This window comes from Bifidobacterium crudilactis (assembly GCF_000738005.1).
GTDB lineage: Bacteria > Actinomycetota > Actinomycetes > Actinomycetales > Bifidobacteriaceae > Bombiscardovia > Bombiscardovia crudilactis.
Map to the genome: position 1 here is coordinate 382,009 of NZ_JHAL01000002.1, position 15,231 is coordinate 397,239.

The 15,231-nt window shown below is 67.4% G+C and carries 16 protein-coding genes and 1 tRNA gene; 2 read left to right on the forward strand and 15 right to left on the reverse strand.

The genetic code is table 11. From position 1 onward, the window contains the following. Positions 1–50: 50 nt before the first annotated feature. Positions 51–126, forward strand: a tRNA-His gene (locus tag DB51_RS03860). Here the strand turns inward: DB51_RS03860 and DB51_RS10595 are convergent. The 13 genes from DB51_RS10595 to DB51_RS03930 all read right to left on the reverse strand — a co-directional run bounded on the left by DB51_RS10595 (position 89) and on the right by DB51_RS03930 (position 13,025). After that, positions 89–1,807: a recombinase family protein gene (locus DB51_RS10595; RefSeq protein ID WP_084674694.1), complete on the reverse strand. Its 1,719-nt coding sequence runs from the start codon at positions 1,805–1,807 to the stop codon at positions 89–91. The two genes, DB51_RS03860 and DB51_RS10595, sit on opposite strands and share 38 nt — an antisense overlap. Before the next feature lie 176 nt (positions 1,808–1,983). Continuing rightward, the gene (locus DB51_RS03875; protein WP_034251958.1) at positions 1,984–2,187 is read right to left on the reverse strand and encodes a hypothetical protein; all 204 of its coding nucleotides are present in this window, start codon (positions 2,185–2,187) and stop codon (positions 1,984–1,986) included. Beyond that, positions 2,187–2,783: a hypothetical protein gene (locus DB51_RS03880; RefSeq protein ID WP_034251960.1), complete on the reverse strand. Its 597-nt coding sequence runs from the start codon at positions 2,781–2,783 to the stop codon at positions 2,187–2,189. Before DB51_RS03880 ends, DB51_RS03875 begins: the two co-directional genes overlap by 1 nt. Before the next feature lie 14 nt (positions 2,784–2,797). Next, positions 2,798–3,325: a single-stranded DNA-binding protein gene (locus tag DB51_RS03885; RefSeq protein WP_202961990.1), complete on the reverse strand. Its 528-nt coding sequence runs from the start codon at positions 3,323–3,325 to the stop codon at positions 2,798–2,800. Between the two features lie 80 nt (positions 3,326–3,405). After that, positions 3,406–5,175 (reverse strand): TraM recognition domain-containing protein, encoded by a 1,770-nt coding sequence (locus tag DB51_RS03890; protein WP_034251962.1) that lies wholly within the window; start codon positions 5,173–5,175, stop codon positions 3,406–3,408. Next, on the reverse strand, positions 5,172–5,672 hold the full coding sequence (locus tag DB51_RS03895; protein WP_034253673.1) for a hypothetical protein: 501 nt from the start codon (positions 5,670–5,672) through the stop codon (positions 5,172–5,174). The genes DB51_RS03890 and DB51_RS03895 overlap by 4 nt, the downstream gene beginning before the upstream one ends. A 32-nt stretch (positions 5,673–5,704) precedes the next feature. Beyond that, complete coding sequence (locus DB51_RS03900) at positions 5,705–7,174, reverse strand: VirB4 family type IV secretion system protein (protein WP_034251964.1); 1,470 nt, start codon at positions 7,172–7,174, stop codon at positions 5,705–5,707. Continuing rightward, positions 7,171–7,959 carry a hypothetical protein gene (locus DB51_RS03905; protein ID WP_051867253.1) on the reverse strand — a complete coding sequence of 263 codons (789 nt, stop codon included), beginning with the start codon at positions 7,957–7,959 and terminating at the stop codon, positions 7,171–7,173. The genes DB51_RS03900 and DB51_RS03905 overlap by 4 nt, the downstream gene beginning before the upstream one ends. Before the next feature lie 36 nt (positions 7,960–7,995). Further along, positions 7,996–9,459: an SCO6880 family protein gene (locus DB51_RS03910; RefSeq protein ID WP_034251967.1), complete on the reverse strand. Its 1,464-nt coding sequence runs from the start codon at positions 9,457–9,459 to the stop codon at positions 7,996–7,998. 3 nt (positions 9,460–9,462) lie between these two features. After that, positions 9,463–10,908 (reverse strand): hypothetical protein, encoded by a 1,446-nt coding sequence (locus DB51_RS03915; protein ID WP_034251970.1) that lies wholly within the window; start codon positions 10,906–10,908, stop codon positions 9,463–9,465. Positions 10,909–10,939: 31 nt separating this feature from the next. Then, positions 10,940–11,263 carry a DUF6112 family protein gene (locus tag DB51_RS03920; protein WP_034251973.1) on the reverse strand — a complete coding sequence of 108 codons (324 nt, stop codon included), beginning with the start codon at positions 11,261–11,263 and terminating at the stop codon, positions 10,940–10,942. A gap of 156 nt (positions 11,264–11,419) precedes the next feature. Beyond that, positions 11,420–11,746, reverse strand: coding sequence for a DUF6112 family protein (locus DB51_RS03925; RefSeq protein WP_238548301.1), 327 nt, complete (start codon positions 11,744–11,746; stop codon positions 11,420–11,422). 208 nt (positions 11,747–11,954) lie between these two features. Continuing rightward, on the reverse strand, positions 11,955–13,025 hold the full coding sequence (locus tag DB51_RS03930) for an alpha/beta fold hydrolase (RefSeq protein ID WP_162174618.1): 1,071 nt from the start codon (positions 13,023–13,025) through the stop codon (positions 11,955–11,957). Positions 13,026–13,115: 90 nt separating this feature from the next. Between DB51_RS03930 and DB51_RS03935 the strand changes: the two genes are divergently transcribed. Next, entirely contained in the window at positions 13,116–13,349 is a 234-nt protein-coding gene (locus DB51_RS03935) for an AbrB/MazE/SpoVT family DNA-binding domain-containing protein (RefSeq protein ID WP_051867255.1), read from the forward strand. A gap of 3 nt (positions 13,350–13,352) precedes the next feature. Here the strand turns inward: DB51_RS03935 and DB51_RS10515 are convergent, their stop codons facing one another. Together DB51_RS10515 and DB51_RS03940 are read right to left on the reverse strand one after the other, a co-directional pair. Further along, complete coding sequence (locus tag DB51_RS10515) at positions 13,353–13,484, reverse strand: hypothetical protein (RefSeq protein WP_272866982.1); 132 nt, start codon at positions 13,482–13,484, stop codon at positions 13,353–13,355. Positions 13,485–13,611: 127 nt separating this feature from the next. Further along, positions 13,612–15,228: a M23 family metallopeptidase gene (locus DB51_RS03940; protein ID WP_034251976.1), complete on the reverse strand. Its 1,617-nt coding sequence runs from the start codon at positions 15,226–15,228 to the stop codon at positions 13,612–13,614. Positions 15,229–15,231 lie beyond the last annotated feature (3 nt).

Sequence of the window (15,231 nt, forward strand, 5' to 3'; positions counted from 1 at the left end):
TATAGTATTCATCTGTTGTGTGTTTTGGCTTGCCGAGATGCATGACGATGGTGGCTATAGCTCAGTCGGTAGAGCATCTGATTGTGGTTCAGAAGGTCGCGCGTTCGAGCCGCGTTAGCCACCCCACTTGGGCCAAATTCAAACCTTCGACCAAAGGAACCATCCTTGGTCCGGTTTGAGCTTGGCCCTTTTTCTTCGCTTCGGCCGCCCAGTTCAGCGCGTTGCCCTGCACTTCCGGATCGCACAGCATGTCGAAGGGCTTCTGGAACTCGGCCCTGACCCTCCGCTCGCCGTCCTCGTCGATATAGATGCGGGTGAAGAACGCCTGATTGCACAGTTTGCGGTTCAGGTCGTCGCACCGCTGGTAGATGTCCGCGATGTTGGCCAGCAGGCCGAGCGAGTCCTCCAAGTTCTCGCGTGCTTCCAGGTACTCGTTGTTGTGGGCGGCGATGTGGTTGTCGATCGTCTCCAAGGCCGCGCCGATGCGGGATTGCTCGCGTTTGAGCATGTCCAGGGGCACGGCGTCGGCGTAGTGGGCCTGCAACAGCTTGAAGCGCTCGCCTTCCAGCTTGTCGCGCTGCCGGGTGAGCTGTTCGAGCTCCTTGGTCTCGGAGGCCATGAGCCGGTCGAACTCGGCATGCAGCATCCCGGCCACGTCTTCACGCACCTGCGCCGAGACCTGGATGGTCTTGTAATACTCCTCAATCAAGCGTTCCACATCCTCGATGAGGATCGCGTGACGGGTGCAGTCGGTGCTTCGGGAATGCCGTCCCGAGCACACGAAATAGGGGTAGATGCTGCCCTGGTGGTTGCGCGCATGGCACACGATGAGCCGAGAGCCGCACTGCCCGCAATACACCGTGCCCTTCAAATAGTGGTCATGGACCTGGCTTTTGTCGGCGGCCGAGACGTGCGAGTCGAGCACGGACTGCACCTGATACCAGACCTCCCGCGGCACCAGCGGCTCATGGGTGCCCCGGTAGGTCACGTCCTTGTAGGTGATGTCGCCCTTGTAATACGAGTTGCGCAGCATCCGGCGCAGCGTCGTCTTGCTCAAGGGACGCGCCGGGCGCTTCGGGGTGGGCCGAGTGGTGAGCCCGCGGCGTTCCAGTTCGCGCTGCATCTCGGAGACCGTCCACAGGCCGGAGGCGAACACCTGGAATGCCCAGGTGACTAGCTCGCCGCGCTCCGGGTCGATGCGCACGGTGCGCTCCTCGCGCCCGTGCTCGTTGCGCACCCCGACGTTCTCGTAGCCCACCGGGGCCGCGCCGATCGTGCCGCCCTGCGCGGCCTTCTGCGTCAGCCCCTTGATGGTCTCGCTCGCCAGATTGCGCGAGTAGAACTCGGCGATGGAGGACATGATGCCGTGCAACAACATGCCCGAGGGCGTCTCGTCGATGTTCTCGCTGGCCGACACCAGCATCACGCCCGCGTCGCGCAGAGCCAGGTGGATGGCCACGTCGTCGGCGCGGTTGCGGGCGAGACGGTCAACTTTATGGACTATGCAGTAGTTGATCCGGTGCTCGGCCACGTACTTGATCATCCGCATCAGCGCCGGCCGGTCGGCCTTACGAGCCGACTCGCCGGCGTCCACGAACTCCTGGACCACGCTCGCGCCGAGCTGGTCGGCCTTGGCCAGGTTCGCGTTGCGCTGGGCGGGAATCGAGTAGCCCTCCTCGCCGCCGCCCTTCTCGGCCTGCTCCTTGGTCGAGACGCGCAGGTAGATCACGGCGGTCGGCCCGTCAGCGGGCTCGGAAGGGGAAACGAGGCTATCGACCTTGATGTGGTCGTCAACGAGTGTGCTCATGGCTTTTCTCCGCAGCTAGTGGTCCGAACCACCGCAGAGTCATTGACTGCGAATGCTGCTCGTGAGAAAAGCCCGAAGGCCGCAAGGACATGGCCACGAAGGCCAAGTAAAGATGCCCCGCCATGACGGCGAGGTCAGGGACCACAACACCCGCCTCTGCGGCGGATGGTTCTATTTTACTCTGGCCTGCCGTCGGATGTCATCGCCGTGGGCGAAGCCGACTGCTCGATGCGTCTCTGACCGGTCTCTTGGAGCGTGAGGCGGATCAGCAGCTCCGTGAGTTTTCCCAGATCAGGGCTGTCTCGGTGCTCCGCTCTCACGGTGAGCTGACGCTCCTCGCGCGGACGCCAGGTCGTCTTGCGCTGGTATGTCCGCACCATCAGTCGACCTCGCCTGTCTCCGGGTCGGCTCCCGCGTAGAACCGGTACTCGGCGGCCTGGCGTTTGGCGACCTCGGCGATGATGAAGTCCACGAAGTCCTGGTCGCGGTTGACGATGGTCGTCTCCTCGACCGGCGGGGCGGGCCGCTCTCCGGGCCAGCTGGTCTGCCGGGTGGGCCGGTCCCGGTCCAGCCGAGTGCCGGAGGTGGCGACCCACTCGCGCAGCCTTGCTCTGGCGTCGGCGAAGTCGCGGTGCCAGCCCAAGGGGGCGGCGGCGTTCTGTTCGGGGTCGTAGGCGGCCAGCCAGCTCAAGTGCAGGGCGGAGAGCTCCCAGAGCAGTTCGGGGTGACGGTGCCACATCGGCGGGATCACGCTGGCGGGAAGCCCGTAGGTGCGGCGCAGCCAGTCCACCCACCGGTTCAGCTCCAGCAGCTCGGCCTCCAGGTCGTTGGCCGACATGAGGTTCCAGTTGATGGGGTGCGGCGGCTCGGGCAGGTCGGGCCGCGCGTCGAAGGTGGAGGGCTCGGGGCTGTCCGCGTAGTCCTGCCCGTCGGCGGTCTCAGGGTTGGTGTGGGGCGTGTAGTCGTCGTCGCTCATGATGCCGCCCCTTCTCACAGTCCGATGGCCGGATTGGCGCGCTCCGGGGTGGAGCGTTCGGGGCGTTGGAATGGTGTGGCGTCGCGGGCGGGGGCTTCCTGTCCGATGCTGGCGCGGCGCGGGGTGCGGTCGACTTCGTAGCGGGTGCGAGCCAGGTCGTGGCCGAGCCGGTTGGCGATGAACCGGGTGCGCTGGACGCCGGTGTCCTTGTCGATGGAGGTGTCCAGTTCGCCTTGGGCGACGAAGTAGTCCTGCTTGGCCAGCTTCTCGAAGCCGCGCACGGCGGCGGCTCGGAAGGCCACCACGTCGTGGAAGGTGGTCTCCAGCTTGGTGAACGTGCCGTCGGGCTCGGGCCGGTAGTGCTCCTGCCCGGCTTTGAAGTACAGGCGGGGCGTGCCGCCTTCGGGATGGGTGAACTGGGGGTTGGAGGCCACGAACCCGTAGAAGCTGTCCCGCACGTCCGGCGCATCCGCCGCCCGGCCTTCCCCCGGCTCGACGCGGGGTGCTGCTTGTGCTGGTGTGGTGTCGTCTTGTCTGGCCATGAGCCGTGCTCCGATCTGACTGAAGCGGCCCGCTGTTCGGGCTGCTGTGCCAGACAGGTAGGTATGCGGGGCCTGGACGCTCAGCCGTGCCGCAGGAGCGTTTCGATTGCGGTGCGGTCGGCGGTCAGCTGTCGCGCGTCGGGCCGTGTGGGCCATGCGTGCAGGTCGGTGATGATGGGCGGGGCGGAGCGCAGGAGCACGATGCCGGTGCCGAACGGGAGTCGGCGGATGCGGTCGGGCGGCAGGATCGGCACGCGGCGGATGGAGCGCTGGTTGGACCTGCTGCCGTGGTCGCCCAGGGTCACGGAGTCGGTGGTCTCGTCGCGTTCCCCGATGAGGCTGGAGATGTCCTGGAGGTCGCGGGAGCTGGAGGCTCCGCCCAGGATGACCTTGACGATGGCCGCGTCCCAGATCGCCGACGCCTGGTGCTCGTTCCACCGGTCCCGCGCCTGCGACAAGGACTGCAATACGGGCATGGTCGTGATGCCCGAGCCGCCGCCCTCCGCCATCAATGTGGGCAGGGACGGCAGCGGCGAGAGGTTGGCGATCTCGTCCAGGGTGAGCAGCAGGGGCGGGTCGAGCCGTGCGCCGGGCGAGCGTGCGGCCATGCGCCTAGCGGTCTCAATGAGGTCCTCTACCAATGCGGCGACCAGTGCGGCGGAGGCCCCGGCCCCGCTGCCGGTCGCCAGCAGGAAGAGCGTACCCTTGCTGCGGATGAAGGTTTCGGGGTCGAAGCTCTCGCCCGGCCCGGGCGATACGGCATCAAGGACTCTGGGGTCGGCCAACGATCCCAGGGCCAGGGAGACGCCTTGCCAGATGGAGTCGCGGGTGCGCGGGTCGGAGTCGATCATGGCCTGCAAGGACTCCGCCCACCCCGTCGCCGCCGTGGGCGCGGCGTTCAGGATGGCCACGGCGTCGGCGGCCGCCACGGGGTCCAGCGTCCAGCGGAAGAGTTCGGCCGGCGTGCGGTGGTCGATGGCCGCCGCGTGCAGGAGGGCTTGCAGGGCGCTTCGGGTCTTGCCTTCCCAGAAGCCGCCACTGTCCACGCCGCCCGAGGACAGGCCGGTGCCTGCGGCCAGGCCGGTGGCGCGGATCATCGCGGTCTGCGGGTTCTCGCATCCCCTGATGGGCGACCAGCGCATCCCGGCGGGCAGGCCCCCGGCCAAGTGCTGGGGGTCGAAGATCGCCACCGGCCCGATCCTGGCTCTGGCGCGCATGGTGGCGGTCAGATTGTCGGGGCGGGTCGAGGTGCAGACCACCGCTCCGGGAGCATCCAGGATGGCGGGGATCACGAGGTGGAGGCCTTTGCCGGAGCGGGGCGGGCCGATCACCATGATCGAGTCCTCCACGGAAGCCCACACGCCCGCGCCCTTCGATCTGCCCAGCAGATAGCCCACATCCTGCGGCTTGGGAGAGTCCAGGCTCGGCCGCAGGCTGGCGGCGCGTTTCAGCAGCGCCTTGGCGGAGGCGGTGGCGGTGATGTCGCTGCGGGTGGCGGTGCCGGCCATGCGCCGCGGATCGGCCTCCACAGCACTGGTGAACCGGCGCACCCGCAGCCAGATGAATATTGTCGCGGTGCCGATGAGGGTCAGCATGAGGCCCGTGACCACCCAGTAGACGACCGGGTTGAGATTCTCCGCGCCGAGGGCGGTGCCGGGGTGCGTGGGATCGAGCAGCACTTGGATGCCGGAGGCGGGCCCGCCGGTCGGCTGCGGAATGCGAGTAATCCATGCCGTGGCGGAGCCGGCCCCGCGCAGCACGAGCGCGAACCCCGTAAGGGCGAGCAGGCCGATGATGGCCGCGTTGGCCGGTTCGTCGCCCATCGACCCCGAACGCTGCGACTGGCTCATCCCAGGCGCCTGACCGCCAGCGTGCCCGACACCCGGCCCACCAGCACCACCTCGCGCACGTTCGGGTATTCGGCCGGGTCGAGGAGCGCCCGCACGGTCCCGTCCTTGCCTGCGTCAGTGTGCCCGGTGATGGGGGCGATGGCGATGTCCTCGCCGGGAAGGAACCCCTCAGCGCGGACTTCGGCCGGCTGCGGGTCGGGTGCGGCGTGGCGGGGCTTGGACGCCGCCCGCTCGTGGTGGCGGGGTTGGGGCTGGGCTGGGAATAGGTCGGTGAACGAGGTGCCGTCGGTCTCGTGCACCTCCACCCACACCGGCACCGTCCGCTGCTCGGATGCGGTCTCGATGATCTCGGGCAGCGAGGAGCGCCGCCACGTCGAATGCGCAGGCGGCGGCAGCACGGTGCCGTCCCGGGTGACGGTGATCGTGCCGTTGCGGTGCACGGTGAGCACGACGAGGGGAATCGTGACGGGCGCGGATGATGCAGGCTGGTTCTTCATGCCCGACAGGTACGCACCCGGCACCCAGGGTTTTAGCCCATGCGGCTGGTGGTGTCGAAGAGTTTCAGTTCGTTGGGGTGCATTTGGTGCTGGACGACGAAGGAGCGGTCCTTGATGCGCCACAGGCCCTGCCCGGTCGAGAGGGTGGGCAGGAGCTTCTGTTCGGTGCCGGTCAGGCCCAATGTCTGGGCGGTGATGCCGAGCTGGTCGGATTCCTGCCGGTAGATGATGCGCGTCTCCGCGTTCGCCAGCAGCGAGGTAGCCAGGGCCCGGTTGGCGGAGCCCAGGTCGCCGACGGTGTCCAGGTCGGTGAGCTTGTGGAAGACGAGCATGTTCGCGATCCCGTAATGCCTGGCGAGGCGCCATTGGGCGTCCATGCGCTGCAATAGCGCTGGGTGGCTCATGAGCCTCCAGGCTTCGTCGTAGATCATCCAGCGTTGCCCGCCGTCCGGGTCCAGGAGCGCGGCTTCCATCCACGCGGACGCGCAGGTCATGAGCACCGACAGCAGCGCGGTGTTCTCCGCGACCCGCGACAAATCCAGGCTGATCATGGGCAGGGAGGGGTCGAACGCGATGGTGGAGGGCCCGTCGAACAGTCCGGCGAGGTCGCCGGCGACGAGCCGCCGCAGCGCGTGCGCCACCAGGCGCCCGTCCTCGGCGAGCCGGCCGTCGTCCCCGTGCGGGTCGGGGGTGAAGAGCCGGTCGACGACCATGGGCAGGATCGGCACCGTATTCTCCCGGACGGTGGCGGTCAGCGCCGCGTCGAGGGCGGTGTGCTCCAACGGTGTGAGCGGCCTGCCGAGGACGGTCTCGGCCAGGGCGCCGAGCAGGTCGCGGCGCCGGGAGGCGACGGTGGACGCCCACGCCGCATCCGACAATCCTGCCGGCCGATGGCCTTCGTCCAGGGGGTTGAGGCGGGTGGTGAGGCCGTGGCCGAGGATGATGGCCCGGCCTCCCACGGCCTGGGCTACCGGGGTGTGCTCGCCTTTGGGATCGCAAGGAATGTAAACCCGCCGCCCGAACGGCAGCGAGCGCGTGTACAGGCTCTTGGCGAGCGAGGATTTGCCGGAGCCGACGATGCCGGCGACGATGAGGTTCGGCGCGGTGATGACGCCCTGCCTGTACAGCTGCCACGGGTCGTACACGAACGAGCCGCCCGAGTAAAGATCGGCGCCGACGAACACGCCGTCCGCGCCCAATCCTCCTTCGGCGAGGAACGGGTACTGGCCGGCCAGCACGGCGCTGGTGTCCTGGTGGCGGGGCAGGCGGAAGCGGCCCGGCGACCGCAATGCGGCGGGTCCGGGCTCGCCGGCCTTGGGCAGGTAGCGGGTGGCGTTGCGTTCGGCCCGCTCCGCCTCCCTACGCGCGTTCGCGGCGTCCTGCTCGGCGCGGCGCTGCTGGGCTTGCAGGTTCGCGGCGGCTTGTCGGCGCTGCTTGCGCAGTCGCCTCTTCTCGCGGGCGGGCGAGACGAGGACCGTGGTGTGCAGCTTCTCCTCGCTCATAATCCCAGCCCCCGAGGAGTGTCGGACGCCGGCCGGCGCGGCGGCTCGTATGGCGCGACGGTTCGTGTCCTCCGGCGATGGGTCGGCGGTTCCGGTTCCGGCTGGGGTTCGGGCGGCGATGCCGACTCCTCGGCCGCATCAATAGCGGGGTGGCGGTGGAGGGCGACGTGGCCCATGAACGGGTTATAGGCCAGCGTGTACGGGCCGGATTCGGCGGTCCTGTCGAGCACCCCGGACGGAATCGCATCATGCACATCCCGGTTGGCGATGGCGGCGCTGTCGGTCTCAGCCCCATAATCCCAGCGGGCCAGGTGCTCCACCGCGGCGTCGACACCATCAGTCTGGATGATGTCGAGCGCCTGGTCGGCCTCTTCGCCTTGCAGGAAAACGACAGTGACCCACCGCCGATCCAGCGCCACGGTGGTGTCTGGTGCGGGCTCGCGGTGCCACGCGATGCGGCCGGCGGCGCTGAACCCGTCGGCCAGCCGGTCGTAGGACTGGTCCAAGAGCCGTGCGGCCCGGCGTAGCTGGTCGGCGGCGTCCAGCGCGTACCGGACGCCGGTCTCGTGGTCCCCGGCGTCGTCGAACGCGAACGGTGCCTTGGTTTCGTGGTTGGCGGCGACCTGCTCGATGATCTGGTGCAGGTGGCGGATGCTGGCGGACAGGTCGCCCAGCACCCGGTACATGTCCGCCGGACGAGCGAACACACGGCTGGCGTGGGCCAGGCCGCGCAGGGCCTCGGACGCCTCCGCGGCATCAGTGGCGGGGTCGTGGAACGTGGGCATGATGAGCCTCCTCAAATTTTATTGGGCCTGGTCGTGTTAGATGGTTCGGGCGAGTGGGAGTGCTGCGGCGGTGAACGCCTGGGCCTGCTGGCCGACCAGACGCCGCGTCTCGCAGCTGGCTTGGATGGCGGCCTGCTCGATGGCCGCGACCGCCGCCTCCAATTCGGGCTCGGTGGGGGCGCTGATGGAGATGAGGCCGGTGTAGCGCAGGACGCCGTGGCCGGCGGTGAGTTCGGATTCCTGTTGGAGCACGTCGTGGTATTCGGCCGTCTGGGCGGCGTCCTCGATCTGGCCGATCCGGGCGCGCTGGGTGGCGTCGGAGATGTATTCGACCTTCTTCTTCCTGATGTCCCTGGCCGCGATGTCCGAGCGCAACGGCGTGTACAGCAGGCTCAGGGAGCGCTGGATGCCGCTCGACAAGACGAGCGGGGCGAGGCAGCCGGGAAAGACCAAGGAGCGCGGCCATTCACTGATCCACAGGACGGTGTGGTGGGCGGAGTCGGTGCGCAGGCCGCTCCAGGTTTCGGTGACGGCGACCGGGCCCGCCGTGGCCAGCTGTCGGCCGATGGACCCGTGGCGTTCCAGGGCGGCGGCGATGGCGGGGTCGTAGGCGGAGCGCAGGATCACCGCCACATCCCCGGCCGCAAGCCAGCCCGACGGGTTCAAATCCGCCGAGCGCAAAGCGGTGGTCAGCGTCCCCATCTCCTGGCGCAGCACGTTGGCGGCGCCTTTGATGCCGCCGCCGGCGGTCCTGATCTGCCGCGCCGCCGCCCGCATGTTCAGGGCGAGGCTGATCGTCGTGGCGTGGCGTTCCCCGGCCGGCCCGGCCCGTTCGATCAGCTCCGCGTAGGTGGTGGAGGCCCAGGAATCATCGTGGGTGCCGTGCTGGGCCCACCATTCGGCCAGCCCGGTCCCCGAGTCGGGCAAAGTCCGCTCCAGCACCTGCACGGTGGCGATGCGCCCGGAGCGGCACGCGGTCGCGAGCACCCGGCCCCAAGTGGTGACGCGGCGTTCCTGCTCGCCGGGGTCCAGCAGGATGAACGCGGGATGCGACACCTCCACGATGGCCGTCAGCGTGGCCCCGTGGGGGTCGTGGATCATGCACGCCCCGCTCGCGGGGTCGGTGTACTCGCGCAGGCGGGCCATGTCGCCGGGCAGGGCCAAGGTGCCCTCGGGGCGCGGCTGCACGATTCGGCGGCGGTAGAGGAGCTGCCCGCCGCTGGTCTTCCACAGCCACCAGAACCCGACCGGCAGCCACTCCACCAGCGGCCGGCCGGCGACGGGTATCCAGGTCAGGGCGACGCAGGTCGCCCAGATGGGCGCGGTGTAGGCCAGCATCATGCCCCCTCCCGCGTACACGGCGGTCACGATCGTCGCCACCGCCACAGCCAGGACCGTCAGCTGGGATGCCGAGAGGCCCAGGAGGATGCCTCTGCGGGTCAGGCGGGAGAACTTCACCGGCACCAGCTCGGTGGACGGCGTGCTGTCGCTGCTGCTCATGGGTTACTCCTTCGAGGGCGGGGTGCGTGGGACGGGCGGCGAGGGTGGCGGCGGCTCACTGCCACGCGGAGCGCTCGAACCGCCCGATGAAGACGGAGACGGAGATGACGGTGCCGCGGCGGGTGTGCGTGTGGGCGCGTTCGACGGCGGCGACGCAGGTGGTGGTGTGCTGGCGGTCTGGTTGGCGGCGTCGGCGGTCTGCTCGGCCTGTCCGGCGAGCTTCGTGGCGGCCTTCGGCCCGGCGGTGGCGGCCTCCTTCGCCACGATCACCGCGCCGGCCACCGGTGCCGCGACGGCAGCGCCGCCCGCGGCCGCTCCTCCGGAGGATGCTGCACCGCCCGATGCGCCGTCCCCGCCAGAGGCTTCTGCACCACTGGATGCGGCAGCACCTTGGCCGCCCGACGATGGCGCACTTGGTGCGGAAGCGGCGGGCGACGAACCGCCGCTACCCCCACTTCCGTTGTCTCCGCTGCCGCTGTTGCTGTCGAGGATTTTCTTCGGTCCGTCGCCCGACCCCGTGGCGGGGATCGGGAGGGGCCGGTTGAGGGCGGTCTTGGCGTCCTGTTCGGCGCCCATCTGGTTGTACAAATCCACGCCCACGAAGGAGAGGAACCGGTAGACCATGTAGGGGCTGAATCCGGCCAGGGCCATGAGCACGATGCCGGCCAGCGGGTCCGAGACCGACGCCAGGTCGGTCGAGATGGGCGCGGAGACCTGGGTGACGGCGACCAGGAAGATGACCACCAGCACCAATTTCGACAGAATCAATGCGAGGACGAACATCGCCCACTTGCCGATCCAGCCTTTGGCGGCGTCCCATGAGGAGCCGGAGAACGCCAATGGGGCGAGCACGATCGCCACCAGCAAGAGCGCCTTGCGGATCAGGAGGGAGAGCCAGACGATGGCGGCCGAGGCGATGGCCAGCCCGGCCAGGAAGATGATCAATATGGCGCCGACGCCGGGCGAGGCCATGGTCAGCCCGCCCAAGCCGGCCACGAGCGCGGCGATCTTGTCACCCATGGACTGGGTGGTTTCGCCGGCGGCCTGGATGATGCCGGTGGAGAGCTGGTCGGTGATCTGCAACGCCAAGCCCACCAGCGTGATAACCAGGAACGAGCCGAGCACGCTGCGCGCCAGACCCAAACCGGCGCGACTTAGGGCGCCGGGGTCGCGGCGGATCAGCCCGGTGATGAGCTGGAGCAGGAAGAACAGGAGCATGAGGGTGGCGCCGATGCCGAAGATCAGGTTGTACACCTTCACGTACTCCGGACGCGCCACATCCACCAATGTCGTGGTGTCGAAGACCGACCAGACGGCTTGGAACAGCCAGCTCGCGGCCTCGCCCATCGCGGCGGCGAGCCACTCGAACGGGGCCGAGACCAACGTGGCTGCTGCTTCTCCGGCGACCTGGCAGACGTTGGAGATGACGGGGACATCGCACACGCCCATCAGTGATCTCCTCTCGCATTGACGTGCTGGCTCATACGGCTTGGCCGACGTTCCAGAAGAAGTTGATGAGCGTGACCGCGGCCCCGCAGATCACCGCCGCGCCACAGGAGACGAGCACGCCGACCTTGCCCCTGGAGGCCAGGTGCGGGTTGGAGCTGTTGGCGCCGAAGCCCCACACGATCGCCGAGATGATCAGGGCGAGCACGGACAGGATGAGGCCGACGGTCATGACCGCGCCCACGATCGTGCGCAGCTGGGCGATGCCGGGCAGGCCGTCCGTGTTCGGGGTGATGTTGATGTCCAACGCCACGATGCCCAGCGCGCGGGCAACAGAAGCAGTGATGAGGTCGTTCATGACGGGCTCCAATCCAAGTCGGGCCGCCCACGGGAATGCGGGCGGCGTTATGTCCCCAGACAGGTGCACGACCACGTCCCGAACATGAGAAAAGCCCGCCCTGCAAGTCGGAGGACGGGCAGCAAGAAAGAGCTGAGAAGAGAGAGGAGACGGTGGTCAGAGCTGCTGGCCGACGCCTATCAGCCAGTTCATCAGCGCCACGCCGCCGCCGGCCATGACCGCCACGCCGAGTGCGACGAGCACGCCGGTGCGCCCGCGCGAGGCGAGCTGGTAGTTGCCGTTCGAGGCGCCGAACGCCCACACGACACCGGAGACGATGAGCGCGGCGACGGCCGCGACCAGGGTGATGGTCAGCAGCGCGCCCACCACGCCTTGCAGGCTGTCGATGCCGGTCAGGCCGCTGAAATCAGGAAAGACATTCATGCGGTACAGGTGCGCGGCCCGAGACCAGCGTCCGCCGATGTATCGCGGCAGGCCTTGCATCTAGTTCAGGAATCATTCATCAGATGTAACTTCGAACCCTATTCCTTCACGGTAATGTGGTGGCCGTAGTGGCCGCCGGTGACATCGGCGGGGTCGTGCATGCCGCCCCCGTTGTACGGTCGCCGACGTCCTACCCGGACGGACACCGGGGGTACAGCGAATCTCACGGCGGTCGTAGGTGACGATGAAGATGTTTCGACTACGAGTGCTACTGAATCCGCTCGGCAAAGCTCAGCATGGTGTGCGCAAACTGCCTGGGGTGTTCAAAGTGAACATCATGGGAACTACGCACACGAATGGTCTCGTTCGCGGGAAGTAACGAATCGACCCTGTCGCAGTCCTGTTCACTGAGCGCGGCCAGCAGGACTCCGTCCTTGTTGAAGCGGGTCGTGGCCTTGATGAAGACCGTGGGGCACTGGATGTCCCGCAAGGTCTGGGTCTGGTCGAAATCTGAGAACCACGAGAAGTCGGCGAAGGTTTTTGAGAATCGAAGGTCGCAGGGGTGGCTAAGGGACTCCCAGATCCGGTTGATAGACACTCCCACCCATCTGATGAGCGGAAGTCGCTGAGGCGAAGCATGACGCTGCGAGATGACGCTACGAGTAAAGCTGCCCCAGAGCTTCCTACCAAACATGCGACGCCAGTAGCTGCGTGGCATGTAGAAGCACACCCAGTCAGGCTCGGTGTCTTGAGCGAGGAAGGCATCAACGAAATCGAAGCCATCGATGTACGCATACGTCTTGGGTGCGCGGTCTGGTTCTGTGCTGAAGAAGGGGGCGTCTTCGATGACTAGGCCCCTCACAATGTCCGGGTAAAGCGCGGCAAGCCGCGCGACCAGAAGCCCACCGGATGAATGCCCTGATGCGGCGAATGGTTCGCCGTTGAAAACAAGCTGGCCGAAGGCCGCGAGGTCGTCAACCATCTTGTTCGCGGTGTAATCCTCGGGGTTCCAGGTTGACTTCCCATGACCGTGGCAGTCCACGGCCACGACGTGGTAACTCGACGTGAGTTTGGTCAAGACCGGGCCATAGTCCTGCCAGGTCATGCCCTGCCCGTGCACCAAGAGCAGGGGAATCCCATGCGCGGAGCCCTCCGCATAGTTGATGAGCATCCCTGGGCGAAGTTCGACGTGCTTCTCAACGAACCCTGCCTTGGTCGCAGCATCGACTGGGCCCCAGAAGTAGTTCTTGGTCTTCGCAATGTTCACGAGCACCCGGGCGCCTTGCGAGAGGACGATGCCCGCTATGGCGTTGACAAGGATGATCTGGATAACACTCATGGTACGAATCATACTACTAGTGCGTTGAAACGCACTAGTAGTATGATTCAAGTATGCTGGCTGTGATGGCTTCGACTGTATGGAGGACGAATGTCGGCTCGGACTGAAGGAAAATATGCTTGGACTGCACGCATTGGGGACAAAGGCCAACTCGTCATCCCAAAGGAAGCCCGTGAGCTCTTCGACATCAACCCTGGAGACACCGTTCTCATCCTGGGCGACATCGAACGTGGGCTTGCGATCGTCAGCAACGAAGAGCTGCTGCACTTCACAAGCGCGGTCTTCGCTGCACAGCTAGATACTCAGGATGTGGAACCCGACTGATACTCAGCGTCCGCTCGGAGAGCCAAACTGCCCGCCGCCCACTTCGCTGGCGCCATCGACCTTCCCATCCCGAAACAGCACCAAGACCGCATCCGCGCAGGCCTGGCTGACATCAGCCGGCGTCTCACGGAACACAACGAGCACCGGACCGGAGAGCGAGCGTCCCCGTATGGCGCCCTGCGGCTACTCACCGACACGCACCACGCATACACCCGATCAGACGCCCTCGGCTGCCGCTATTCGGTGGCTTTGAATAATTGCGCTAGTTGTCTTTGACGGTGATGTGCAGGTGGTCCCAGTGGCCTCCGGTGACATCGGCGGGGTCGTGCATGCCGCCGCCGTTGTACGGCCGCCAGCCCTCCGAGTCCCGGCCGAGCGACCAGATTTTTCCTTGCCAGATGAGGTATTCGACGCCGAGGGTGTCGGCGTTGTCCTTGAGCCAGTTGGTGGCCTGCCAGCCCGCCTCCAACTGCGCGCTGGTGGGTCGGGTGCCGATGGGGTTGCCGAAGGTCACGTCGCACGCCCGCCCGAGGGGGTGCTCGGACTTCTGTCCGGGGCGCGGGGACCAGCACGCCCACGAGGTGTCCGGGAACGCCGTCTTGGCCTGGTCCATGACGTGGGCCATGCGCGCGGTGATCCGCCCCTCGCTGGTCGGGTCGTCCACCAGCCGGCCCCCGTCCCCGCTGATCGGGGTCGCGGTGCCGCCGGAAGCGCCGGAGGAGCATCCGTTATTGCCCGCGCCCGCATCCGTGTTGCCGGTCTGGCTTGCCGCGCCGTGGGCTTTCAGCCACTGGTCCGGGTCGATGGGGTCGCGGCCTGCGGGCCGGACCTCGAAATGCAGATGTGGCCCCGTCGAATTGCCGGAGCTGCCGACGTCGCCGATGTGCTGGCCGGCGGTGACCTTCTGGCCGACCGTGACGTGGATGCCGGTCTTCCACATGTGGATGTAGCCGGTCGAGACCGGCTTGCCGTCGATGGTGTGGTCGATGACGATATGCCCGCCCCACGCCTGCGTGTAGTCGGCGACCGAGACGATGCCGTCGGCTGCCGCGTAGATGGGGGTGCCGTCGGGGGCGGCGTAGTCGGTGCCCTCGTGCAGGCTCCGCTCGCCCGTTATCGGATGGGTGCGGTAGCCGAACGGCGAGGTCAGCACCCACGTGTCCTCCGGGAGTGGGAACACGACCCGCGAGGTTTCGGGGATGCTCGCGTTCGGCTCGCCTGAATTGCTCGTGGCTGGCTTGGTGAGGGTGTCGAGGATCGTCTTCGCCACGGGTTCGTAGTTCTGGTAGCGGTCCGGATACGCGCTGACCTCGACGGCCTGCGCGGCGGCGTCTTTGTCCATGCTCTGCCAGCCGGGGATGTCCAGCAGGCCGCGCGGCGAGGGATAGTTCGGGCCCGTGGGCCCGCCGAAGAACGCCCGCACCTGATAGGCCGGGTCCATGAGGTCCTTGACGCTGCCCCAGCCGGACTGGGGACGCATCTGGAACAGGCCGAGACTGTCGTGATCGCCGCCATCCCCATCATTGGGATAGCTGGCGCTCTCGGGGTAGGTGCCGGTGTTCGACAGCATCCGCAGACTCGATTCGGTCAGGGCGGCCATGAGCGCGACCTGCACCCCGTCACGCGTCACACCGTCGATGGTGGAACCCACGCTGATGATCGTCGCCGCTTGAGTGAGCTGCGTCTTGTTGAGCGTGAAGGTGGAGCCGTCACGAGCGGTCACGGTCAGGGAGTGGGGTACGGGGCCGACGTTCAGGCCGCCGGGAGCCGTGCAGGCGGCGCTGGCCGCCGGGTTCGCCAGCAGGCCCACACCCGTCAGCAGCAGGAAGGGGCCGAGCAGGATGAGGGCCAAAGCGGCGAGGGCGAGCTTCTTCACCATGAC